Below are 21,457 nucleotides of genomic sequence, written 5' to 3'. Positions count from 1 at the left end.
GACCGTTTGCTGTTCAGTGAGGTTGCAGCTCTATGATGCCCGCCGGTGAACCCACCCTCAGGGATGTGTTGAGTGTTATTGAAGAGATCCGGCAAGATGTGGAAGAGATCCGACAGGATGTGGAAGGACTCCGGCAGGATGTCTCCAGAACCAACGAGCGGCTAGAAGCCCTGGCAGCCGATCAAGCAAAGCGCTGGGCCGAGCAGGAAAGACGTTGGGCTGAGCAGGGGATAGAAAACCGGGTGATCCTAGAACGAATTGACACCTATCAAAAGGCTAGCGCCCAAGTGGTTAACCTGGCTTTTGCCTTGATTGGAGCTGCCACCGTAGCTCTTGTCGGCATCGTCCTACGGTTGGCCGTTAGTCTATAGTCAGCTGGTTCGGCAAAAACTTCGGCAGGCAGGATGGCCTTGCTTCTCTATTCGGCAACTGGTACGGCTTGTCCTTGAGTTTGGCATTCCGAATGGCCATCTCTGACAGGGCCATGTCCCACCCCGTCTGTTATATCCCCTATTGTGTCCCACTTTAGCCTGGATTACAGTGGGTTTCCCCGGTCTATCGTGGACACTAAAAAGCCCAGAAGCCTTGCTGGGTAAGAGCTTTCTGGACTTCAGTGGACGTTATCGGATTACGGAGAGAGTGGGATTCGAACCCACGGTGAGTTGCCCCACACAGCATTTCCAGTGCTGCGCCTTCGACCACTCGGCCATCTCTCCAGATTGAGAACAGGGGCGACTTTCCAGGAGGGCTAAAAAGTCAGCTTTGTGATCCTAGCAGAGGATGGAAGCCATCAATGAGATCCTTTGGGATCCCCAGGCCGAAACATTTGCAGCAGCACTTCCCAGTGAGAGCATCGCCAGTAGTCAATATGGGATCCGATCAACCCCGTCTCATTGATCTGCATCTCTGTCCAGCCGGGGATGCACAGGCGGGGACGCCAAGGCAAAGCCAAAGAACCGCTTAGGATCCACTCGGTGCGGATCTGGCTGCCGGTTTGTCGAATATCCTGCAGCTCGAGACGGATATCCTCTATCCAACGCCCTATCCCCTCGATCATGCGGCGATAGCGATCCAAGCCGCGAAACTCGTTGAGGGGATCCCGGAAGTAAACCTGCGGGTCGTAGATCGCATAGGTCTGATCCCGGGGAAAGCGAGCGTAATCTGCCCGCAAGATGGCCACCAGATCGGCGCTAGGCGGGGCTTGGGAAGGAAGGCTCATGTCTTGGCCACGACAGAAAGAGACACCGTTTCCCCAGGGGCAGGGCAACACAACCGGATAGATTGGGACGTGGCGGCATTCAAGGCTGCCAGCTTTTCTCGAAACTCCTGCAGGCTGCCCAAGGGGCGGATCTGGGCGGCAAACCACCCGTGGTAGTCCACCTCTCCCATCGCCGTAGGGATCACCTGCTGGGGGCGTAGGGCTGCCACCACCTCCAGGGCCCGCTCTGGCCCCATGATCACCTCTCCCAAGAGGGGAAAGATCTGCCCCACCACCGGAATCAGTAGGGTATGGATGGAGCCAAACTCCTGCTGCAGCCGCGGGCGGACATCCGGCTGGGACAGATGAGGCTCGTAGTAAAGCCGTGTCTGAGAGGGCACCTCTTCCAGCAGATAGCCCAGCTCACGGACAGGCCCTAGGGGCGCACCGGGAATGGCTGTGACCCGCAGATCCCCCCAGCGAACAGACTGCCAGGGATCCAGAGCCTGAACCGTTGCAAATCCTAGACTCTTCACGACTCTGGCTGCAGCCGGCGAGGCCAAAACGGGGATCCGCTTATCCAGGCGCTGCAACGTTGGTGGGTGGCAGTGATCCGGCTGGGCTTGGCTGAGGAGGATCCCGTCGATTTTGGGCAAGGTCTCCGGCGTAAAAGGGAGCGGCTGGCGGTGCTCCAGGCGGATGAACCAGGGGATCCCCAGAAACACCAGGGGATCCACCAGCCACGGATCCAATAGGAAGGTTTGCTCCCGGGTGTGGATGAGCCAACTGTTGAGGTCGATGCGGGTCAGTTTCATGAGTTTGAAGTGAGGTTATTGCCCGGTAATGGAGAGATCGGCAACCCAAATGCGGGGACACAGCCCACCGGGTGTGACTTGCGGCTCGGGCTCGACGTAGAAAATCGACTTCAACAGCTCCAGGAAGTCTCCGGCCACCGTGGCCGCTTCGATGCTGATGCGTTCTCCTTGGCGTACCCACCACCCCTGAAACGGCAGGGAGAAGGATCCCTGTAGGGGCTTAACGCCGGCATGAAGCGCTTGCAGCTCATCAATCCAAACTACATTTTCAGCCGTAGCCAAGTCATAGGTGCTCTCCGGCGGTGCCCCGGCAAATACATGGTAGTAGTGGGCGGCAACTGTGACCTTGGCGCCGATGTTGGCATGGCCAGTGGGCTTGGCTCCTAGGCGCTTAGCCGTACCGGCGCTGTGCAAAAAGTGGGTCAAGACCCCATTGGTGATGAGGGGGACACGGCGGGTGGGGGTGCCTTCTCCATCAAAGCTGATCGCTCCCACATTGGTCGGGTGTAGGGCATCGTCACACACCGACAGAAGAGGCGAGGCAATGGTCTTGCCCAGGGATTCTGGGGTGGACAGGCTTTGGTTGTCCAAAATGTTTTGGGCATTGAACACATTGGAGAAGGCGCCCAACAAACTCAAAAAGGCTTCTCCGGAAAAGACCACTGTGTATTTTCCAGAAGGGATCCGCTCGTACTCCAGATGGCTAATCAGTTTCTCAGCAGCTTCCTGCACACAACCCTGGATATCCAACTCATCCAGGCTGCGAGCCACTCGCATGGCTCCGGCGCTGCGGGGTTTGCGACCTTCTTGCTCTGCCTTGCTGTAGAGAAAAACCGAAGCGAGGGTATGCTCCTCTTGTCGTAGGGCTTGGTGGCTGTTGAGGTAGAAGCGGTTGATTTGCCGCTGCGCTAGGCCGTTGTAGGGCACCCCCTGAATGGCGGGATGGGATCCCAGCAGTGCCTTTTCAGCAGCCACCAACTGTTCCAACAAGTCGCCAGCCAAAGCCAACGGCCCTTTGTCGTTACAAGGCTGAGCAATAGGCAGAGTGGCTTCTGGGCTGAATTGAGGGGCATGTTCCCGCAGGCCAAAACGGCTGGCTTCAAAGGCCGTTTGCAGGGCCAGTTCTAGCCCCGCCTCATCCACATCGGTGGTGGAGGTCACCCCCACCTGACCCTGGTCGTTCCAGGCCCGCACCGTCACGCTGCAGCGATGGGAAGCCTTGACCTGGCGAGGTTCTCCATGATCTACCTGCACGCTGGTTTCATCCACTTGAGCCCCGTAGAGATCAAACTGAGGGATCCCCAGCCGCCGGGCACAGCTTTGTGTCTGTTCTGCCAACACCTCGACTTGCACCATTGCCACTCCCCAAGTTCCTGTTGCCATCCAGCGCCTCTAGTAAACTACCCGCACTCATGCTGACGCAGAGCGCTCCGCACCGCTAAAGCGAAAGAGTGCAGGCTTTCGGTAGCCCTGTAGTTGGCAAGCCAACCACGGACCTCTAGGCTGGTTTACAGCAGCCCCAAGTTTGGCAATCATGTTGGCCCCATTCCAGTCCGCATCCCCTTCCCATCCACAGTGCTCACACTTAAACTGCTTCCCACTGCGATAGGATTGCGCAGGGTCGGGATGGATGTGCAAACACTTGTGACAGGTCTGCGAGGTATAAGCAGGCGGAACAAGGATCAGAGAAACCCCTGCAACTCTCGCCTTGTATTCCAGAAACTGCCTCAGTTGGTAGAACGCCCAACTGTTGGCCCTGCGCCGCTCGGCTTTGCTGCGGGGTTGTTGGTTGATACGCTCCCGTATCCCTGTCAAGTCCTCTAAAGCAATAGCGCTATTTGTGGCCTTTGCCCTAGAAACAATAGCTTTAGAGATGCGATGATTGACCCACGTTTTTGCTACGCAACGCTGACGCGACTGAAAGCGTCTCTCCTTACCAGACAGCCGTTGCAACAGTTCTCTGCATCTGCGCCGCGAACTGCGTGTGCCCTTACTGGCTTTGCGTTGGAGTACCGCCCTCAACCGGGAGTAGTGGTCTCGGACTCTGTTCAACTGCTGTCCATTCCAGTTGTCCCCCTCTGACGTATGGGCAATATCTGTCCTGCCCAAGTCCACCCCCAGCACTCTACCCGTGCGTTGCGGTGGGGATGGCTCCGCTTCCACACAGATTTGAATGGAGTAGGAACCGTCTTTGCGCTTGACCAGAGTGGCCGATTTGGGATTGGAGCCTGCCAACTGTTCTCTCTGGTAATGACCAATCGCCAGCTCAAAGCGTTCTCGACCCTCCACCGTGGTGAGCGACACCGTCCAGTCTTTCTCGCGAAACGAAAAGATACGAGCGTCGTAGGTAGCGAAGCCACCCTTGAACGCTTTGACCGGGAGGTTTTTCTGTTGTGCCACCTTGCGAGCAGACGCTACCCGTCTGCATATCTGTTGGTCGCGTAAGCGGGACGTAGTCCTTGCCAAATTACTGGACAAGCCGAAACGGGCACGGATTTCGTAGTAGCACAGGGATTGGAGTTTCAGTGGGTTGACGACTTTCTCGGGTGTGTTTTGGTTGACCCAGTTCAAGGCTTGGCCGTTCGCGTTAGCGTCGCGTAGCGACAAAGCATCCAATGTCTCGTCCAATTTGGCGGCTTGCGACTGGGACACCTTGAGCTTGCAAGAAACGGTCAGGACTTGGGTTATAGCCTTATTGCATTTTACTCACATTCCTCCCGACCCTTGCCCTGTGGGCAGAGAGCGGGGCTCCTGCGGTTTCTAGCTGACGGGCCAGCCAGGCGGTCAACTCTTCCGATCGCGCCAGCGGGACGTAGTCCTTGCTGCTGAAGTCCAACAGAGCTTCCCCCAGCGCCTCCAGTTGTGACGTTGACAAAGCCCGAATCTTATTCTCAAGGGCCGGCTCAAGAGATCCCAACTTCCGCCTGAGCAGCCGCAAGACCAGCGTTGCTTCCCCGTGTTGCAATCCCTGTTGTAATCCTTGTTGCAATCCTTGTTGTAGCCCTTGTTGCAGGCCCAGTTGTAGTCCTTCTCTGCGTCCTTCTTTGCGCCCTTCTTCCAGCCCCTCTCGCAGAGCTTCTGCCCGCCACTCTTGGTAGATCACCGATTCCCTCATATCCAAAGACCTCATGATTTGTCGAATCAAACCCCGATCCAATGCTAGTCCCGCCAAGACGGCTGTTGCGGCTGCCAATTCCCTTCTCTCACTGGGGTCTGCCAAGCTCTCTAGCTCACTGACCACCTCTCGCAAGGTTTCTGCTGGATCTTCCACCTGGCTTAGAACCCGAAACGGTAGCAGGGCTTGCCGATCCGCTCCGGCCCTCAAATCACATTCCCATAGGCGGATGACATCAAACTCATGGCTCAGCCTCTCTAGACGAAAAGAGGTCTGGAAAACTCGCTCCGACCCCGTTTTGCGCAAGTCTAATGACCACCTGCTGCACCGATAGGTGAGGATACCTCCGATAGAGTCGGAGCCGAGCCACTTCTCCCATGAGCCAGCGGGCAAACTGCTCTGGGAAACGCTCGGCCAGATATTTGCAGACGTTGTCATAGGCCATGTCGAGGTGGATCCCTGGAATTAGCGACCGCCCACGGTAATGGAATCTACCTTGATGTGGGGCTGCCCGACGGTGACGTAAATGCTGCCACTTACAGAGCCACAGAACCCAGCTGCCAAGCTGAGGTCCTTAGAACACATGGAAATTTTGGTCAAGATGTCTTTGGCTTCTCCGATCAGAGTGGCTCCTTTGAGGGGTTTGGTAATCTTGCCGTTTTCGATGAGATAGGCTTCTTCGACGGCGAAGTTAAATTGCCCAGTGGGGCCGACGCTCCCTCCCCCCATACGCTTGCAGTAAATGCCTTTGTCGATAGAAGCAAAAAGATCGTCCAACTCTGCATCTCCAGGGGCGATGTAAGTGTTGCGCATACGGCTGGCAGGGGCAAAGGTGTAGTTCTGTCGGCGACCGCTGCCGGTGCGGGGGTGGCCGGTGCGCAGTGAGCCGGCCCGGTCGGCCAGGAAGTTCTTCAAAATGCCCTTTTCAATTAGCAAAGTGCGCTGGACCGGCATGCCCTCGTCGTCGACATCCAGGCTGCCAAAGGCCCCTTCAGAGAGACCTTCATCCCAGGCGGTGAGGTTTTTGTGGGCAATTTTCTGGCCTTTTTTGTCGGCAAAGGGAGTGGTTTTGCGCTCAATCTGGGTGGTTTCCAACAAGTGGCCGCAGGCTTCGTGGAAAATGACGCCGCCAAAGGCGTTGGACATCACAATCGGGTAGGTGCCGGATTCCACGTAGTCGGCATAGAGCATCTGGCCGGCGGCTTCTGCCAGTTCCCGGCTATGGGCCTCCAGATCCCAGCGGCGCAAAAAGTTGGGATCCCCCGTACCGCCGGAGCGTTGACTGACAGAGGCGCGATGGGATCCATCGGCACAGAGCAGCGTAGAGCTCACGGATTGGGTGAGGCGCACATCCCGCACAAAGGTGCCATCGCTGCAGGCCACCAGGATCTCTTGCCAATCGCGGAAATAGGCGGTGCGGCGGGACTGCACATGGTGGGCTTGTCGACCCAGTTGCTCGTTGGCTCTGAGCAGGATCTCCCCCATCTCCGCAATCGGGCTACATTCCTTCAGCCAGCCGTCTTTGCGGCGACGCTCGGCGTAGTCCTGCAGCATCTCCAGGTTGACGGCAGAGACCAGTGCTGTGGGGCCGGGAGGGGTGAGGCCCATCAGCGAAAGGCCCTTCTCCAGAGCAGCCTTGAGACCGGCAAAGGATAGATCGTTGGTGCTGACGTAGCAGTCGGCCAAGCCGCGAAACACCCGCACGCCGGCACCGGTGGAGAGTCGTGGGGTGATGCTGGTGATGGCGTCATCTTCGGCCAGGCAACTGATGGAATTGCCCCGTTCTAGAAAAATCTCCACCAAATCGGCACCGGCAGCGCGCCCCCAGCCCAACAGGGCAGAGAGGGGATCCCGCCAATCCTCGTCGAAGCGCTGTAGAGTATGACGGTAGTTCAGGTTGGGCAGTTCTTTGGACAAAAGCAGCATGGCAGGCTCAGGGAGTAGAGACGAGCTAAGGCCGGCGCAAGTTTTCGTTTTCTCAGTTTAACTAAGGAGTAAAGGTTCTCCCCTGCCGGCAGGTTGGCCTTGAGCTTGACAAGGGCGGGGGAGCAATCGAAGATCGCTGCACAAGGAAACCTCGACTTGCAATGGCTGCCAAGAAAAAACCGCCGGAGCTTCAGCCCAGCCTGTTTGACGATCCCATCGAGCCGCCAGCCCCGGCGGAGGAGACACTCCCCCAGTGGGATCAGATCCCCCTGTCGGCCCAGGTGTCCATCCCCCCCGGCACTTACAGGGATTTGGAGCAACTGAAGCAGCATTGTTTGGTATGCCAGCGCTGCGACTTGGCGGCCAGCCGTACCCATGTGGTGGTGCATCGGGGCAACCCCAAGGCAAGGATTTTAATCATCGGAGAGGGGCCAGGGGAAAGCGAAGACCTGCAGGGGCTGCCTTTTGTGGGCAAGTCGGGACAATTGCTGGATAAAATCCTGGCTTCGGTGGGGCTGGATCCCGAGCAGGACACCTACATCTGTAATGTGGTCAAGTGCCGCCCCCCTAACAACCGCGTGCCCACCCAGGAGGAGATGGACGCCTGCCGTCCCTATCTGTTGGAGCAGATTCGCCTGGTGGATCCCTGGATTATTCTGCTCACGGGGGCCACCTCGGTGCGCTCCCTTTTGGGCGAGAAGCGAGGGATCACCAAGATCCGCGGGGAATGGATCCAGTGGCAGGGACGCTGGTGTATGCCCATTTTTCACCCGGCCTATCTGCTGCGCAACCCAGACCGCACCCCTGGCAGCCCCAAGTGGTTGATGTGGCAGGATATTCAGGCGGTGAAGCAAAAGTATCTGGAACTCACCGGCACAGCACCGCCCCAGCCCAACTTTTGAGCCCATTTCCCCAAGCGCCCCTCCTCCCAAAGGAGAGCAAGGGATCCCTACCTTGGCTGATCCCCAGGTTTGAACCCAGTCAGCAGGCCAAAGCGAAGCAAGCCGGTGGCATAAGCCTGACGCATCAGGCCCAGCCCCAGCGCCCCGCGAACGGTAACCCAGCCGCTGCGCAGCAAAGCCCAGATCCAGCGCCAGTCGCGGGCGGAAGCGATCACCTCATCCCAGAAAGGGGCCACTCGCTCCGACCAGTCAGCGCTGCGCACCTGCTCAAAGCCCACCTGTTGGGCCAGAGCCTCGTAGCTGGAGAGGCTGATCACATAGGGCAGGCAGTACACCTCGTAGATTTTCTGCAAAAGCTGTTGATCCTGCTGGCTCAGGGATCCCTCGCGGTGGCACCAGGTTACCACCATCACTTGCCCGCCCGGTTGCAAGACCCGCCAGCCCTCGGCCAGAAACTGCCGCTTATCCGGCATGTGCTCGCCGCTTTCCAGAGACCACACCAGATCAAAGGTGTTGTCTGCAAAGGGCATCTCCAGGGCATCGGCCACCTGAAATCGCACCTTGTTGCTCAGGCCGGCCTCTTGGGCGCGCTCCGTAGCCCGCTTGGCTTGGACGGGGCTGAGGGTAATGCCCGTAACCTGTGCCCCAAAGCGCCGGGCTAACTCCAAGCTGCTTCCCCCAATGCCACAGCCAAGATCAAGAATGTGCTGGGGAGGGCAGGGATCCCCGATCTGGCCCCACTGGATAACCCTATCAATCAAGTCAATCTGAGCTTGGCGGCGATCCTTGCCGGTTTGGCCTGGCTCGTAATAGCCATGGTGCATGTGCTCCCCCCACACCCGCTCCCAGAGGCCGGAGGAGGCATCGTAGAAGTGGCGAATGCGTTGGTTGAGGGTGGAGGTCATGGTAACAGATCTCCATGGCTTTTTTATTTTGGATCCTCTCGCCCGGTGAAATCTGATGGGGAACCCTTGTAACCCAACTCGCGCCAGCCGGACGGAGCCATAGTAACAGACCCTTTCCGGGCTCACCTTGGAGCAGAAAGCGATCCCAGCGCCCAAACCAACCGCTGCACAGCACTCAAGAGCACCAGAATCGCCATCAGCCCAAACAAGCCCACCATGTACTCCGGGAAAAGGAAAAACAAGCCGTAGAAAAAGATGGTTTCGCTGCCCTCGATAAGCCCCGACGGCATACTTAAGCTGGTCAGTTCATCCAGGGATCCCGCCCCGACAGTGCCATCCGTCCTTGTTGCTCCGCAACGCTGTCGCGAACGCCGTTTTTCCAACAGCCCTGCCAAATACATCCAGGAGCAAAGGTTGATGTAAAAGCTGGCCAGCATCAGAGCCAGAGAAGCATAGCCCAGCAGGGATCCCTGGTGAAAGGCCAGCCCCAGGGGAACGACTGCGTAGACCACCACGTCCAGCAGCATATCCAGGTAGCCCCCCAGATCGCTCTGCCGCCCCTGCAGACGAGCCAACGTGCCGTCCAGCCCATCCATAAACCGGTTCAGCAACCACAGGCCCAGCCCCCACCCGTAGGCCCCATAAGCTGCCGCCACGCCAGAGGCCAGGCCCATGGCAAACCCCGACAGGGTAATGGCTAGGGGATGCACCTGTTGGAGAGGGGTTTGCAGCACTGGAGCCAACAGCCGCTCCTTCCACTGCCTAAGCACCTTATCCAGCAAGAAACACTCCTTTCTTATTGCTCTGCAACACTGTTGCCGATGATCACCACCGGCTGGGATCCCAGAGGCCAGAGGCACAAAACCTCTGGATTCAATTTTCTTGCTCCGCACCGCCAACGCGATGGAAATCATCATCCCAGAATCATCCCAGATGATGAGAATGCTACTGAAGGGAGGTCAGAGCAAAGTGCTGTGCCTACGGCAAAGGAACCGCACCGCTGTTGCGAATGAAGCGGATACCTACGCGGAGTATGTTTGCTCTGGCCCCTTTCCTCTACCGGAAGTGCTGCGGCAAGCCTAGGCTGGGACAAAGCCTGTGGGTAAACTAAAGGTTAGGCTGGGTAGCCTATCGCCTGGCGGACTGTGTGCTCCTTAACTCGGTGTTCGCGGCACCTTTTTCTCCCTCAACTCCAACATACCTACGAGCGAGTCCATGAGCGAGACCCCCACTTCCCCAGCAGAAGCGTTCGCGGCACCAGAGCCGGTCATTGCCATCACCGGCCTGACCAAAACCTATCGCACAGGATTTTGGCTGAACAAGGTGGTCAGCCCCCTCAAAGATTTTTCTCTGACTGTGGCCCGCGGAGAAACCTTTGGGCTGCTGGGGCCCAACGGGGCCGGGAAAACCACCACCATCAAATGCCTACTGGGCATTGTGGAGCCCACCCGCGGCAGCGGCACTTTGCTGGGCAAACCCCTGGGGGATCGCTCCATCAAGCAACAGGTGGGATATTTGCCGGAGAACCCCTATTTTTACGATTACTTGACGGCATGGGAGTTTCTCCAGTTTGCCGGCAAGGTGTTTGGTCTGCCCAATAGCCTGTTGAAGGAGCGGATCCCGCAACTGCTGGAGCTGGTGGGGCTTTCTATAGATACGGCCCGCAAAAAACAACTGCGCACCTACTCCAAGGGCATGCTGCAGCGCACTGGCATGGCCCAAGCGCTGATCAACGACCCAGAGCTGGTGTTTCTGGATGAGCCGATGTCGGGACTGGATCCCATGGGCCGCTATCAAATGCGCGAGATCATTCTGTCCCTCAAGCAGCAGGGCAAAACGGTGTTTTTCAACAGCCATATCCTGGCGGATGTGGAAGTTATCTGCAACCGAGTCGGCCTGATCATCGGCGGCAAATTGGTGCATCAGGGAACTTTGGATGACTTGCTGGGAGAGAGCAAAAGCTATCGGGTACAGGGGCACGGTGGCGCCGTCGAACAGTTCCGCGACCGCCTAGAGCACTTCTCGATTCAGGGATCCCATTGGTCGGGGGAATGGAGTGGATCCCTACCGGAGTTGCTGAGCCTTTTGAACCAAGCGGGGGCACTGGTCACCGACTTGCATTGGCAACGGCAATCCCTAGAAGAATTCTTTGTGGAGCAAGTGCGGGCCATTGAAGGGGATCATCCGGTCTCTGCCTAGGCTGGCCGTTCGCACTGGTGCTATGGAGAACCCCGAGAGCAGGACGGAGTTCTGCCCTGAGTATTTCCCAGTAGGGGACTCTGTGCTCCGCACCGCTAATCGGCGGCAATAACAGCCCGGTAGTAGCCTTCCAACTGTTGGGTGGCTGCCGACCAACTCCAGCGTTCTGCCTCTTGGCGAGCTTGCTGTCGGAAGAGCTGCCGCTGCCCGGCACTGCTGAGCAGTTGCTGGGTAACCTGGACAAAGTCGCTATCCGAATTGGGATCGAACAGAAAGCCATTGCGCCCACTGTCCACCACATCGGTAATGCCGCCGCAGCGGGGGGCGATCACCGGACAACCGGCAGCCATGGCTTCCAACAGAACCAGCCCCAAGGTCTCGGTGCGGGAGGGGAACACGAACAAATCCGCCGAAGCAAAGGCCGCTGCCAGAGACTCCCCCTGCAGATAGCCCGTAAACACCACATCGTAGCCGGCAAAATGTTGCTCCAGGGATCCCCGCTCTGGCCCATCCCCCACAATAGCTAGGCGCGCCTGCGGGATCCGCTCTAGCAACACCCGGATCCGCCCTACTTCCTTCTCAGCCGAAAGCCGTCCCACGTAGAGCAAGAGAGGCCGTTCCGGTTGCCCCGCCGTGAGCCGAGCCCGCATTTCTGAACTAGCCGCCTGGGGATGAAACAACTCGGTGTCCACTCCTCGCTGCCACAGCTGCACCCGCTCAATGCCGTGGGCGCTCAGCTCCTGCATCATGGCCGTCGAGGTGCAAAGATTGACCCGCGCCAAATTGTGCCCCAGCTTCAGGAGATTCCACAAAACCCCCTCCAGAAAGCCCAGCCCATAATGCTGCAGATACTTCGGCAGATGGGTATGGTAGGAGGCCACCAGCGGGATCCCCATCGTCTGGCTGTAGTAGAGGCCCCCCAATCCCAAAACTGCCGGGTTCACCACGTGGATCACATCCGGTCGGAAACGGCTGAGCAACTTGCCGATGGCCGGGCCGGGGGCAGCCAGCTTCAACTCTGGATACAGAGGCAGCGGCATCCCCGGGATCCCGTAGACCCGTGCCCGTGCAAACCGCCGGGGGGCTCCCCGGGGCGCGACGATGAGCACCGAGTTGCCTCGAGCGGTTAGGTGACGCACCGTGTGGCAGAGGCGGGTAACGATGCCATCCACCTTGGGCAGAAACGTCTCCGTAAATAGGGCTATGCGCATCAGGGATCCCAAGCCTACTGTTATTGCTCCGCAACGCTGCTGCGACCGCGCCACTCGGACGGAGTCCTCAAAGACTCTAGAATGAGTGTTGCACAAAACGACAACGCCGCTACGACTTCCGTCAGCAGACTTGAGTACCTCACTCCACCGGAAAAGAATGGGGCGTTGGCTCAGGTTCGGTGAAAGTCTGCACCTGGCCTTGGCCAAGCGTATCTGCGGCGGTTTTGCTGATCAACAGTAAGGTCGCCGCCAGGGCCAGCCCAATAACATCCCGCCACATGCTCCACTCCTCAACTCCTCACTCCTCTTGCCCATTACTGTAGCGGCGGTTTTCTCGACTGGGCAGGGATAGAGGACGGATTTTTACATAACACGAACCACTGCCAAAATTGCGGCTTTGCCCCCTGCCGGCTAGTCCCGGAACGTCAGCTGCAAGCTGGTTATCAGCAGCACCAAAGAAGAGACCGCCATCACCCCTCCCCAAAACCAGTAGGGCAAGAACAAGTTTTGGGCAATCTGGCTGGAATCGGAGTGGATCACCTGCCCGTTGATCACGGCAGAGGCCGTAAATAAGTAGTCAAGCTGGTGGTAGGTGCTCACACAGGCCTGCACCCCCAAAAATTGTGCAGCGAAGCCCCGCAGCCAGGGGGAGGCCCAGCGAGCTACCGCCAGGATCCCCAAACCCATACCCAAGAGGAACAGGAGGCCAAAGGGAGAGCGAACCCAGAGCAGCGTCGATAGCAACAGGCAGGGATCCCAGAAGTACCCGCCCCAACCGTGTTGGGGTGTGGCGGCGGGAGGCAAGGATGAACAGGGCCCCAGCCAGCGGCGGCCCCATCGGCCCAGCAGCGGCCACCAAAGCTTGCCCCACCCGTCCCAAAAACAGCTCGCCACTGTGAATGGCCAGCCCCGAGCCGTCGGGATAGATCTCCAGACGATGAAACTCCCCCCCCAACCGCCCTGCCATCAGACCATGGCCCATCTCGTGAAACCAGGTGGCCAACAAGGTAAAGGGGTAGAGGATGTAGTTACCCCAGGGAAACCGCCAGAGCAAGACCGTCAGACCTGCAGCAACCACCAGCCAAACCAAGCTGTGCCGGTTAGGTCTTCCAGAAGGGGGAGAAGGCAGCTCAAACTGAGTCATCATCAGCAGGTGGATGGAGAAAAGGCCTAAGATGGCTCATCGCCCCAGACGACTGCCGGCGGGAAAAAGTTCCACATAGGCCAAGAAAATAGCCAGGCCAACTCCCCTGCTGGGAGAGGGGCTAGGTAGGCTGAAAGAGCCCCTGAGGGATCCCTGTCTGTGGCCACCTTCCTGCGCGACTGGAGCTACCGCTTTCCCTGGCTTTACCGCAGCATCAGCCGCGGGGCTGCTCTGGCGGTGGGGGGATACGAGCGGCTGCGGAAATTGCCCCTACAAGGGATCCAGATTCATCCCCAGGAGCGGGTGTTGGATCTCTGCTGTGGCCCGGCTGAAGTAACCCCACTGTTGGCGGAGCTGAGCCAGCAGGTGGTGGGCCTGGATGCTTCCCCCAAAGCTCTAGCGGCAGCCCGCAAACGCCTTCCCCAGGTGGAGTTTGTGGAGGCCTTTGCCCAAGATATGCCCTTTCCCAATGCCAGCTTTGATTGGGTGCATACCAGCTTGGCTCTGCACGAATTGTCCCTCGCCGACTTGGAGCAGGTGCTGCGGGAAGTGTGGCGGGTGCTCAAGCCGGGGGGAGGACTCTTGATCCTGGATCTGCACGCGCCTCGACAACCCTTGATCTGGCCTGGGCTGGCCCTCTTTTTGGCCCTGTTTGAAACCGAGACCGCCTGGGAGCTACTCAAGCTGGACTTGCCCGAGCATTTGCAGCAGCAGGGTTGGCAATCCATCCGGCAGACCCTCCACGCTGGGGGAGCTCTGCAGGTTATCCAGGCGCGAAAGCCTGCCGCCTGAGCTGCACCCCTGAGAGCGGCAGTCAGCCCTGGTGCCAAAAGGGAGTGCCGAGGACAGGCGTACTGGGCTGAGCTGTTTCCTGAGGGATCATGGCCCCGGCCAGGTAAGCTCGGCGGCCTGAGCGCACCGCTTCTGCAAAGGCCTCGGCCATGGCCACCGGATCCCGGGCCAAGGCCACCGCCGTGTTTAGCAGCACCCCGTCGAAGCCCCACTCCATCACCTGGCAGGCATGGGAGGGCAGGCCCAAGCCGGCATCCACGATCAGCGGCGCCTCGATCCGCTCCCGCAGCAGGCGCAAGTTGTAGGGGTTGAGAGGGCCTTTGCCGGTGCCAATGGGGGCCGCCCAGGGCATCACCACCTCACAGCCAGCATCCAAAAGCCGCTGGCAGAGCACCAGGTCGTCGGTGCTATAGGGCAGCACCTTAAAGCCGCGCCGGACCAGCTCAGCAGCAGCAGTGGGCAGTTGCACGGGATCCGGCTGCAGCGTGTAGTCATCCCCGATCAACTCCAGCTTGATCCAGTCGGTGCCGAACACCTCCCGCGCCATCTCCGCCGTCGTGATCACCTCCTGCACGCTGTGGCAGCCGGCGGTGTTGGGCAGAACTGGGATCCCCATCTTCTGCAACAGAGCCCAGAACCTCTGGGAAGTTTCTGGCCCCAGTGCCCCTTGCCGCCGCAGAGAAACCGTCAACAAACAGGGCTGCGCGCGCGCCACCGCCTGCTCCAAAATGGCCGGCGAAGGGTAGCGAGCCGTACCCAACATCAGACGGCTGGGCAATGGTTGGCCATAGAGCACCAAGGGATCCTCATTGGCCCAAGTGGAGGGGGAAAGCTGGAGAAGGGTGGACATTGTCGGGGCAAAGTCAGGACAGAGCAGGAAGCAAGGGGGGCACTAGCCGCCAGCAACCGGAGTGACGATCTCCACCTGGTCGCCTTCTTGCAGACGGGTTTGCTCGTGCTGCGCACGTGGCACAAACTTCAGATTAACCGCTACCGCGAAAGGGCCGCTGGCCGCCACCTGAGCCACTGCCTCGGCCAAAGTGGTGCCTTCCGGCAAATCGTAAGGCTTTTGGTTGATCAAGACACGCATGGCAATGGGGACTCACCGGAAAAAGGGGCAGCCTGCACCTGAAAGGGGATCCCAAGCTGCTGAGCCAAGCGACAACTGCCCTGGTGAAGATACTCCAAGACAGCATCGTGGATGGCCGGGGAGATCAGAAAGCCATGGCGATAGAGGCCGTTGATCTGCAACAGGCGAGGTGAGCGCTCCACCACGGCTGGCAGGTTATCCGCCAAGGTGGGACGACATTGGCTGCCCAATTCCAGGATACGCGCTTCGGCAAAGGCAGGATGTACGGCGTAGGCGGCGCTGAGCAACTCCAAAGCCGAGCGAACGCTCACCGGCGAGCGATCCTCAGATTCGATCTCGGTGGCTCCCACTACGAACAGGTGTCCCGGCTTGGGAGCGATGTAGATCGGGTAGCGAGGGTGCAACAGCCGGGTTGGGCGCCGCAAAGAGACTTCCGGGGCATACAGGCGCACCACCTCACCCCGAACTCCGCGCAGCAGTCTTGGCCCGCCCCATTCTTTTTGGGCCCCCAGGCCGCGGCAATCCAAAACCCAGCCTCCGGTTTGTTGCTGCCAGGCTTGGGCCTGCTTCAGATCCCAAGGGCAACCCCACTCCACCTCCACCTCGTGCTGCCGCAGCTTGGCCAGCAGAGCCGACAACAGTTGGCGGTTGTCCAGTTGGCCCTCTTGGGGAAGATACAGGCCCTGCGCAAATCGCCCGGCTACCGCTGGCTCCAGCTCGGCAATAGCCTGGGCATCCAGCGGCTGAGGGCGGGGGAGATGCGGGAGGTGTTCCCCCACAGCGGCCAGTAGCGCCGAGAAGCGCTTGGCTTCCCCGGCATCTTGGCGGTGCCAGAGGATCAAAGTGCCCTCCTGCTGAAAGAAAACCGGCTCTGGCAGGCTGGCCAGAAGGGCGGGCCAGCGGGAGAGGGCGTAGTATCCCTGGGCCACCACACTGGCTTCGGCGATGGCAGACTCGGCTAGGGGAGCCAGCATAGCAGCGGCAAAATGGGCAGCACTGCTCTCAACAGCAGCAGCAGGAGCCGCCTCCACAATGCGGACAGGATGCCCAACCTCGACAAGGCTGGCGGCCAACAGACGCCCCATCAGCCCAGCCCCGAGGACAAGGATGGGATCCCGCTGCGCTGCCCAAGGCAAAGTGATCCCTACTGCTGACGCAGCAGCGGATGGGCCCGTCAGGCTGGCTGCCGGATTTGTCAGAGAAGAGGAGGGTGAGAGGGTTAAAGTGCCCTGCGCTGCTGACACAATGGATTCCATACTGGATCCCATGATAGGCTCTCGGGTTCTGCGATGAATCTGCTCCCACCTGTGCCTGCATTTGTTGATGGAGTGCTGGGCCAAGCTTCGCTGGAACGCCTTTTCACTTGGAGCTTTTTGTTTGATCTCGCTGTTGGTCTCCGGGATCCGTCTGGGGGTGCCGGTGTTGCTGGCGGTGTTGGGGGAGGTGATCACGCAGTGTTCTGGCATTCTCAATTAAACCGGAATGAAACATTTCCCTCTAGCCCCCTTCTCCCTCTGAGAGAAGGAATGGGGGTGAGGGCAGTGGCGCGGAGCGTTTAGGGGGTGTCTCAATCTAGTTTGAAATGACTATAGTTCCCCTCTCCCTTGGTGGAAGAGGGGCTGGGGGCGAGGGGGGATCCCTTGGGCTGAGAAGCGCCAAGGGTGGAAGTCCGTCAGGCAGTGTAGTAGGCAGTGCCTTTATTGACGAAGTCCAGTGTGTAGGCAGCCCGGTAGTTGATGGTTGGCTCAAATACGCCGGCCACCGTCATGCTGTCGAAGAAGTCTTGCCAGCGTTTGTCGGTCATGGCGCCAATGCCTTTTTCCAACGCATCGCCGGACAAGATGATGCCGTACTCCTGCAATTTCTCGAAGCTGTAGGCCAACTGGGCATCGGTCATCTCCGGGTTGTCCTGCTTGATCAAGCGATAGGCCGGACGGGGATCCTCCAAGAAGCTGTACCAGCCTTTGATAGAGGCATCCACGAATCGCTCCACCAAGTCGGGCTTGGTTTCCACCAGTTGGCGACGGGTTTCAATGGTGGTGGCATAGGGTTTGTAGCCCAAATCCGCCAGGAGGAAGACCACCGGCTCAAATCCCCCTTCCCGTTGGATGGCAAAAGGCTCGGATGTCAGATAGCCTTGCTGAGCTGAGCTGGGATCCGCCAAAAAGGGGCCGGGGTTGAAGTTGTAGGGACGAACCTGATCGTCGGTGAAGCCAAAGCGGGCCTTCAGGTAGGGCCAGTAGGTGGCAAGGCCACCTTTCGAGACAAAGATAGGCCGGCCCTTGAGCTCTTCAAAGCGCTGGGTGCCAGGGTGGGCCATGATGATCTGCGGGTCTTTTTGAAAAATGGCCGCCACACACACCAAAGGGATCCCTTCTCGCACAGCATTGATCACCCCTGTGCTTCCTCCCATGGCAAATTCGGCAGCTCCACCGGCCAAAACTTGGGTGATGTTGATGCCGGGGCCACCCATCTTGATGGTTACATCCAGGCCATGCTCGCGGTAGATGCCGGTCGCCACCGCCTGATAGAAGCCGCCGTGTTCCGCCTGAGCATACCAGTTGGTAGCATAGGAAACGCGATCCAGGCCGGATCCCTGAGCCACGATCAGGGTGGGAGAGGGTTTGCGCTGAGCTTGGGCGCCCCCTGCCGCCAGCAGACCGCCCCCAAGGGCTGCGGCTCCCACTTTGAGAAGCTGACGGCGGCTCAGAGCCTTGGTGTTCGAGTCAGAGGGTTGAGACGAAGCCATAATCCATTCTCCCTAAGCTAATCCTTGCAAGGTGTAAGGGGGCCAAAGATGCAGGTACAGCCTATTGAGGGGCTACGGATACGGTTGTAAACCTACTTGTTCTAAACCTCATCGGAGTCAAGCCTCAGAAACACGATGTTTTGTATCCCTTAAGTTTTGTATCCCTTAATTTGTGAACAGGCTGTAACTTGCGACACCCCATTAAGCCAGAAACCCTTGGGCAGAGCGGTATCTCCGGCTACCGGCACTTGCAGACGAGAGCCGTTGGCGTTCGGTTCCATCGGCGGGAGGCCAAGCTGCCCTGGGGCCAGCACCTCAGTTCGCAAATGGCAAGAGGAACAAAACTCGAAACCAGCCTTGCCCTGGTCTATCCCAAACCTGTAGCCACCGAACATGACCGGCGCTCGAAGTAACCTGCAGATCTCATTCTGCCGCAATCTTGCTGGGTCAAAGAGCCCCACCCCTTGAGCATTTGCCGGAGCTGTTGGCAATTTATCCCCGGTCGGGATGGAGTTGCGGCCAATTGGAGAGCTTGCTTTCTAGAGCTTGCTTTCTGCTAAGGCAACCCGCTATGCTACCGCCCAGATTGAGGCATTCTCCCGTGGCAAGTCAGCAGCTTCGTGTCTATGTCCCCCCTCACCCGCTCATTAAGCACTGGCTAACCGTGGCTCGGGATGCGGAGACTCCCATGCCCCTGTTTCGCACGGCCATGTCGGAGCTGGGCCGTTGGCTGACCTATGAGGCGATGCGGGAGTGGATCCCCACCCAAACCGTTCAGGTGCAAACCCCTTTGGAACCCGTTGCCGCAGAGGTCATCGCGCCGGATACCCTGCTGGGCATTGTGCCTGTATTGCGGGCTGGCTTGGCGATGCTGGAAGGCTGTCAGGCCCTTTTGCCCCAGGCGCGGATCTTTCACATTGGCATGGTGCGGGATGAGGAAACGCTGCAGGCCAGTTGCTACCTCAATCGCCTTCCAGAGCGGATCCCTGAGCAGATGCGCATTCTCATTCCCGAGCCGATGTTGGCCACCGGGGGCACGCTGCTGTGGGTTTTGGATGAGCTGAAAAAGCGGGGGGCGGATCCCAGCTTGGTCCGGATTGTCTGCGCATTGGCAGCGCCCCCAGGGTTACAGCGGTTGGGATCCCACTACCCAATGGTGCAAATTTTCTGCGCCATGATCGACGAGCGGCTGAACGATCGAGGGTTCATTTTGCCCGGGCTGGGGGATGCAGGGGATCGTGCCTTTGGCACAGAAAACTAGCCACTGACCCACTCAATCTGTCTGTCTTCTCTGCTGCTGGTTTTTGAGCCAAGATCTTCGGCGACACACGCATTCTGTAGTGCTCAATCGAGCTTTTACCACTTCTGGCGCACGGATTGCCCATTCACCCAGATGCTTTGAGGGAGAGCATTTGAGGCTAACCCCCCTCAGATTGGTCAAGCTATTGGATCATGGGTAATGTTGGCCGCTTCAGGGATCCCGGTCGCGCTACTTGCAATTCTGACGGGGCCAGCACCTTTTCCCTTCCTGCGCCTATGCGACTTGTCCTTACCAGTTTAGATGGCAGCTTGCTGGATCTAGAGTTCAACAGCTATGGTGCTGCCCGACAAGCCTTGGCTGCCCTAGAGCGCCGCTCCATTCCCTTGGTGCTCTACAGCCTGCGCACCCGCGCTCAACTGGAACATGTGCGGCGGCAGTTGCGCCTGGAGCATCCGTTCATCTGTGAGGATGGCTCTGCCGTTTACGTTCCCGAGCATTACTTCCCGGCGGGCATCCTAGACGAGCAGTGGCAACACCGACCGCCCTACTACGTGTATGCTTTGGGTCTGCCCTATTCTCGCCTGCGCAGCATCCTGCAACAGGTGCGTCAAGAGTCCCACTTGGATTTGATCGGGTTTGGGGATTGGACTGCCTCTGAGCTGGCCGCTGCCACTGGGATCCCTTTGGAAGAGGCAGAGCGGGCGCAGCGGCGAGAGTACAGTGAGATTTTCAGCTATTCCGGGGATCCCGAAACCCTGCGGGAAGCTTTTGCCCAGCAAGAAGCCAACCTCACCCAACATCTGCTGCGGGTGCGTCAGCTTCACTTCTCTAGCCTGCCGCAATGGTATCTGACCGGATGGATGCAGCCAACGATGGCCGCAGAACCCAATTGGTTACCGGGGGAACAGGCGGTGCAGCGGCTGCTGGATTGCTACCAACGGCATCTGGGCCCTATCAAAGCTTTGGGCATTGGGTGTTCCCCGCCAGATGTGGCCTTTTTGCGATGGTCGGAACAAAAAGTGGTGCTTCCCAGCCCCATTGCGGATAGTCTCTGGAGTGAGGCCCTGCCTCAATGGCAATTGGCTCAGCTCCCCGGCCCAGAGGGGTGGAATGAAGTGGTGTTGATGTGGTTGGAGGAAACAGATCATGGTGATGAATAGGCAGCAGATTGGTCGTCAGGCTGTACCCTTAGGCCTGAAAACGGTGGGGTGCCTGCTGAGCTTGGCGGTGGCCATGCCTGTCCACGCGCAACCGCCCATGACCCTACTGACAGGGGAGCCGACGGTCGCCCAACTGAAGGAAGACGGAGCTCGCTATCTGCAGATGGGCTTCCATACCTTGGCCATCAACGCCTACCGGAGCGCAATTGAACTGGAAGAAAAAACCTTGGTGCTGCCCAGCGAACGGGATCCCGACGTGCCTTTCAACCTCGGCTTGATCTATGCCCGTCAAGGCAAGCTGGCGGAGGCCCGCGCCGCCTTTCAGCGCTCGGTGGAGGTGGATCCCAGTGGCTTTAAGGCTCGCTATCAACTGGCCTTGGTGGATCTCAAGCTGGGGAACCTGGTCGCTGCCAAAGAGCAGTTCACCCTCTTGGCCCATGCCGCCAGCAACCATCCCGAAACCCACAGCCATATTCAAGCTCTGCTGGCCACTCTGGAGTCTGTTCCCTTGCCCGGCCAACAAGGGGAGAACCCGGCTCGCCCTCCAGCCGTTGAGTCAGAAGCCGCCAAGCTTTTGCTCGAACCTCAGAAAACAGAAACAGCCGCCCTGCCCACCGCAGCTGAGCAAAAACCGCCAGAGGAGACAAAACCTCTCTCGACTCTGCAGCGGCTACGTCAACGGGAGCGGGACTAGAGCCCCCTCTAGTTTTAACTATTTCTTAAGGCATGGGGCCGGCTGCCAGGGATCCCACTGGTCACCGGGCCTTGGGCTAGGCTCACCCCTTTTGGGGATCCGACTGAGAATCCTCGGGCTGGGGCCCTTTGGTGGTGAACACCGTGGTGAACATCATCAGCATGCCTCCCCCCAAGATCAGCAGGGCTAATCCGCCAAACATCCAATTCATCCAAGCTTGAACTTCCATGGGGGAGCTCTCCAGAATACGAGAATCCATTGGGCAGTTTTATCCTACATCTGGAGAAACGGTGCCC

At 58.9% G+C, this 21,457-nt stretch carries 25 protein-coding genes and 1 tRNA gene; 8 read left to right on the top strand and 18 right to left on the bottom strand.

Annotation, left to right across the window (positions count from 1 at the left end):
• The first annotated feature begins 35 nt into the window (after positions 1-35).
• A complete protein-coding gene (locus tag NW805_RS08195; protein ID WP_414422201.1) occupies positions 36-371 on the top strand; it encodes a hypothetical protein in 336 nt (111 codons plus the stop codon).
• A 260-nt stretch (positions 372-631) separates the two neighbouring features.
• On the opposite strand, the gene NW805_RS08190 is transcribed toward NW805_RS08195, so the two are convergent.
• The 7 genes from NW805_RS08190 to NW805_RS08160 all read right to left on the bottom strand — a co-directional run bounded on the left by NW805_RS08190 (position 632) and on the right by NW805_RS08160 (position 7,054).
• A tRNA-Ser gene (locus NW805_RS08190) sits at positions 632-716 on the bottom strand.
• 74 nt (positions 717-790) lie between these two features.
• Positions 791-1,219, bottom strand: a complete 429-nt coding sequence (locus tag NW805_RS08185) for a DUF2358 domain-containing protein (RefSeq protein WP_414422200.1) — start codon at positions 1,217-1,219, stop codon at positions 791-793.
• A complete protein-coding gene (locus NW805_RS08180; RefSeq protein WP_414422199.1) occupies positions 1,216-2,013 on the bottom strand; it encodes an MBL fold metallo-hydrolase in 798 nt (265 codons plus the stop codon). Before NW805_RS08180 ends, NW805_RS08185 begins: the two co-directional genes overlap by 4 nt.
• Positions 2,014-2,028: 15 nt before the next feature.
• The gene (locus NW805_RS08175) at positions 2,029-3,369 is read right to left on the bottom strand and encodes a TldD/PmbA family protein (RefSeq protein ID WP_414422198.1); all 1,341 of its coding nucleotides are present in this window, start codon (positions 3,367-3,369) and stop codon (positions 2,029-2,031) included.
• A gap of 54 nt (positions 3,370-3,423) precedes the next feature.
• On the bottom strand, positions 3,424-4,701 hold the full coding sequence (locus NW805_RS08170; protein ID WP_414422229.1) for an RNA-guided endonuclease InsQ/TnpB family protein: 1,278 nt from the start codon (positions 4,699-4,701) through the stop codon (positions 3,424-3,426).
• Between the two features lie 4 nt (positions 4,702-4,705).
• Positions 4,706-5,434: a DUF4351 domain-containing protein gene (locus NW805_RS08165; RefSeq protein WP_414422197.1), complete on the bottom strand. Its 729-nt coding sequence runs from the start codon at positions 5,432-5,434 to the stop codon at positions 4,706-4,708.
• A 159-nt stretch (positions 5,435-5,593) separates the two neighbouring features.
• Positions 5,594-7,054: a TldD/PmbA family protein gene (locus NW805_RS08160; protein WP_414422196.1), complete on the bottom strand. Its 1,461-nt coding sequence runs from the start codon at positions 7,052-7,054 to the stop codon at positions 5,594-5,596.
• A 281-nt stretch (positions 7,055-7,335) separates the two neighbouring features.
• Between NW805_RS08160 and NW805_RS08155 the strand changes: the two genes are divergently transcribed.
• Complete coding sequence (locus NW805_RS08155; RefSeq protein ID WP_414331024.1) at positions 7,336-7,956, top strand: uracil-DNA glycosylase; 621 nt, start codon at positions 7,336-7,338, stop codon at positions 7,954-7,956.
• A gap of 47 nt (positions 7,957-8,003) precedes the next feature.
• Here NW805_RS08155 and NW805_RS08150 read toward each other — a convergent pair whose 3' ends face one another.
• Together NW805_RS08150 and NW805_RS08145 are read right to left on the bottom strand one after the other, a co-directional pair.
• Positions 8,004-8,861, bottom strand: coding sequence for a methyltransferase domain-containing protein (locus NW805_RS08150; protein WP_414407448.1), 858 nt, complete (start codon positions 8,859-8,861; stop codon positions 8,004-8,006).
• 122 nt (positions 8,862-8,983) lie between these two features.
• Positions 8,984-9,778: a CDP-alcohol phosphatidyltransferase family protein gene (locus NW805_RS08145; RefSeq protein WP_414422195.1), complete on the bottom strand. Its 795-nt coding sequence runs from the start codon at positions 9,776-9,778 to the stop codon at positions 8,984-8,986.
• Positions 9,779-9,794: 16 nt separating this feature from the next.
• On the opposite strand from NW805_RS08145, the gene NW805_RS08140 reads away from it, so the two are divergent.
• Positions 9,795-9,944 (top strand): hypothetical protein, encoded by a 150-nt coding sequence (locus NW805_RS08140; protein ID WP_187147236.1) that lies wholly within the window; start codon positions 9,795-9,797, stop codon positions 9,942-9,944.
• 132 nt (positions 9,945-10,076) lie between these two features.
• Positions 10,077-11,060, top strand: a complete 984-nt coding sequence (locus tag NW805_RS08135) for an ABC transporter ATP-binding protein (RefSeq protein WP_414344385.1) — start codon at positions 10,077-10,079, stop codon at positions 11,058-11,060.
• Positions 11,061-11,155: 95 nt separating this feature from the next.
• Here NW805_RS08135 and NW805_RS08130 read toward each other — a convergent pair whose 3' ends face one another.
• From NW805_RS08130 to NW805_RS08115, 4 genes are all read right to left on the bottom strand, one after another.
• Positions 11,156-12,271 carry a glycosyltransferase family 4 protein gene (locus NW805_RS08130; RefSeq protein ID WP_414422194.1) on the bottom strand — a complete coding sequence of 372 codons (1,116 nt, stop codon included), beginning with the start codon at positions 12,269-12,271 and terminating at the stop codon, positions 11,156-11,158.
• A gap of 139 nt (positions 12,272-12,410) precedes the next feature.
• Positions 12,411-12,551, bottom strand: a complete 141-nt coding sequence (locus NW805_RS08125) for a hypothetical protein (protein ID WP_414383973.1) — start codon at positions 12,549-12,551, stop codon at positions 12,411-12,413.
• 131 nt (positions 12,552-12,682) lie between these two features.
• Positions 12,683-12,964: a M50 family metallopeptidase gene (locus tag NW805_RS08120; RefSeq protein WP_414422193.1), complete on the bottom strand. Its 282-nt coding sequence runs from the start codon at positions 12,962-12,964 to the stop codon at positions 12,683-12,685.
• Positions 12,849-13,415: a M50 family metallopeptidase gene (locus NW805_RS08115; protein WP_414422192.1), complete on the bottom strand. Its 567-nt coding sequence runs from the start codon at positions 13,413-13,415 to the stop codon at positions 12,849-12,851. The genes NW805_RS08120 and NW805_RS08115 overlap by 116 nt, the downstream gene beginning before the upstream one ends.
• A gap of 159 nt (positions 13,416-13,574) precedes the next feature.
• Between NW805_RS08115 and NW805_RS08110 the strand changes: the two genes are divergently transcribed.
• The gene (locus tag NW805_RS08110; RefSeq protein ID WP_414422191.1) at positions 13,575-14,207 is read left to right on the top strand and encodes a class I SAM-dependent methyltransferase; all 633 of its coding nucleotides are present in this window, start codon (positions 13,575-13,577) and stop codon (positions 14,205-14,207) included.
• A gap of 22 nt (positions 14,208-14,229) precedes the next feature.
• Here NW805_RS08110 and NW805_RS08105 read toward each other — a convergent pair whose 3' ends face one another.
• From NW805_RS08105 to NW805_RS08090, 4 genes are all read right to left on the bottom strand, one after another.
• Positions 14,230-15,057 carry a thiazole synthase gene (locus tag NW805_RS08105; protein WP_414328934.1) on the bottom strand — a complete coding sequence of 276 codons (828 nt, stop codon included), beginning with the start codon at positions 15,055-15,057 and terminating at the stop codon, positions 14,230-14,232.
• Positions 15,058-15,099: 42 nt separating this feature from the next.
• Entirely contained in the window at positions 15,100-15,297 is a 198-nt protein-coding gene (gene thiS, locus NW805_RS08100; protein ID WP_414422190.1) for a sulfur carrier protein ThiS, read from the bottom strand.
• Positions 15,285-16,553 carry an FAD-dependent oxidoreductase gene (locus NW805_RS08095; RefSeq protein ID WP_414422189.1) on the bottom strand — a complete coding sequence of 423 codons (1,269 nt, stop codon included), beginning with the start codon at positions 16,551-16,553 and terminating at the stop codon, positions 15,285-15,287. Before NW805_RS08095 ends, thiS begins: the two co-directional genes overlap by 13 nt.
• 416 nt (positions 16,554-16,969) lie before the next feature.
• A complete protein-coding gene (locus NW805_RS08090; protein ID WP_414406969.1) occupies positions 16,970-18,046 on the bottom strand; it encodes an ABC transporter substrate-binding protein in 1,077 nt (358 codons plus the stop codon).
• Positions 18,047-18,617: 571 nt separating this feature from the next.
• Between NW805_RS08090 and upp the strand changes: the two genes are divergently transcribed.
• From upp to NW805_RS08075, 3 genes are all read left to right on the top strand, one after another.
• Positions 18,618-19,307, top strand: coding sequence for a uracil phosphoribosyltransferase (gene upp, locus NW805_RS08085; protein ID WP_414344397.1), 690 nt, complete (start codon positions 18,618-18,620; stop codon positions 19,305-19,307).
• Between the two features lie 275 nt (positions 19,308-19,582).
• Positions 19,583-20,467 (top strand): hypothetical protein, encoded by an 885-nt coding sequence (locus NW805_RS08080; protein ID WP_414422188.1) that lies wholly within the window; start codon positions 19,583-19,585, stop codon positions 20,465-20,467.
• On the top strand, positions 20,454-21,161 hold the full coding sequence (locus NW805_RS08075; RefSeq protein ID WP_414422187.1) for a tetratricopeptide repeat protein: 708 nt from the start codon (positions 20,454-20,456) through the stop codon (positions 21,159-21,161). Before NW805_RS08080 ends, NW805_RS08075 begins: the two co-directional genes overlap by 14 nt.
• Before the next feature lie 82 nt (positions 21,162-21,243).
• On the opposite strand, the gene NW805_RS08070 is transcribed toward NW805_RS08075, so the two are convergent.
• On the bottom strand, positions 21,244-21,390 hold the full coding sequence (locus NW805_RS08070; RefSeq protein ID WP_414422186.1) for a hypothetical protein: 147 nt from the start codon (positions 21,388-21,390) through the stop codon (positions 21,244-21,246).
• Between the last annotated feature and the right edge of the window lie 67 nt (positions 21,391-21,457).

This window comes from Synechococcus sp. W60.1, from assembly GCF_047461575.1.
Taxonomy (GTDB): Bacteria; Cyanobacteriota; Cyanobacteriia; order Thermostichales; family Thermostichaceae; genus Thermostichus.
Note: the sequence above shows the minus strand (reverse complement) of the source record. Positions and strands in the feature narration are given on the sequence as shown.

Bases quoted from the DNA above. Each gene is read 5' to 3' on its own strand.
- NW805_RS08195 (WP_414422201.1), top strand. From the start codon at position 36: ATGCCCGCCGGTGAACCCACCCTCAGGGATGTGTTGAGTGTTATTGAA.
- NW805_RS08185 (WP_414422200.1), bottom strand. From the start codon at position 1,219: ATGAGCCTTCCTTCCCAAGCCCCGCCTAGCGCCGATCTGGTGGCCATC.
- NW805_RS08180 (WP_414422199.1), bottom strand. From the start codon at position 2,013: ATGAAACTGACCCGCATCGACCTCAACAGTTGGCTCATCCACACCCGG.
- NW805_RS08175 (WP_414422198.1), bottom strand. From the start codon at position 3,369: ATGGTGCAAGTCGAGGTGTTGGCAGAACAGACACAAAGCTGTGCCCGG.
- NW805_RS08160 (WP_414422196.1), bottom strand. From the start codon at position 7,054: ATGCTGCTTTTGTCCAAAGAACTGCCCAACCTGAACTACCGTCATACT.
- NW805_RS08150 (WP_414407448.1), bottom strand. From the start codon at position 8,861: ATGACCTCCACCCTCAACCAACGCATTCGCCACTTCTACGATGCCTCC.
- NW805_RS08145 (WP_414422195.1), bottom strand. From the start codon at position 9,778: ATGATGATTTCCATCGCGTTGGCGGTGCGGAGCAAGAAAATTGAATCC.
- NW805_RS08140 (WP_187147236.1), top strand. From the start codon at position 9,795: ATGATGAGAATGCTACTGAAGGGAGGTCAGAGCAAAGTGCTGTGCCTA.
- NW805_RS08135 (WP_414344385.1), top strand. From the start codon at position 10,077: ATGAGCGAGACCCCCACTTCCCCAGCAGAAGCGTTCGCGGCACCAGAG.
- NW805_RS08130 (WP_414422194.1), bottom strand. From the start codon at position 12,271: ATGCGCATAGCCCTATTTACGGAGACGTTTCTGCCCAAGGTGGATGGC.
- NW805_RS08125 (WP_414383973.1), bottom strand. From the start codon at position 12,551: ATGTGGCGGGATGTTATTGGGCTGGCCCTGGCGGCGACCTTACTGTTG.
- NW805_RS08115 (WP_414422192.1), bottom strand. From the start codon at position 13,415: ATGACTCAGTTTGAGCTGCCTTCTCCCCCTTCTGGAAGACCTAACCGG.
- NW805_RS08105 (WP_414328934.1), bottom strand. From the start codon at position 15,057: ATGTCCACCCTTCTCCAGCTTTCCCCCTCCACTTGGGCCAATGAGGAT.
- thiS (WP_414422190.1), bottom strand. From the start codon at position 15,297: ATGCGTGTCTTGATCAACCAAAAGCCTTACGATTTGCCGGAAGGCACC.
- NW805_RS08095 (WP_414422189.1), bottom strand. From the start codon at position 16,553: ATGGAATCCATTGTGTCAGCAGCGCAGGGCACTTTAACCCTCTCACCC.
- NW805_RS08090 (WP_414406969.1), bottom strand. From the start codon at position 18,046: ATGGCTTCGTCTCAACCCTCTGACTCGAACACCAAGGCTCTGAGCCGC.
- upp (WP_414344397.1), top strand. From the start codon at position 18,618: ATGCTACCGCCCAGATTGAGGCATTCTCCCGTGGCAAGTCAGCAGCTT.
- NW805_RS08080 (WP_414422188.1), top strand. From the start codon at position 19,583: ATGCGACTTGTCCTTACCAGTTTAGATGGCAGCTTGCTGGATCTAGAG.
- NW805_RS08075 (WP_414422187.1), top strand. From the start codon at position 20,454: ATGGTGATGAATAGGCAGCAGATTGGTCGTCAGGCTGTACCCTTAGGC.
- NW805_RS08070 (WP_414422186.1), bottom strand. From the start codon at position 21,390: ATGGAAGTTCAAGCTTGGATGAATTGGATGTTTGGCGGATTAGCCCTG.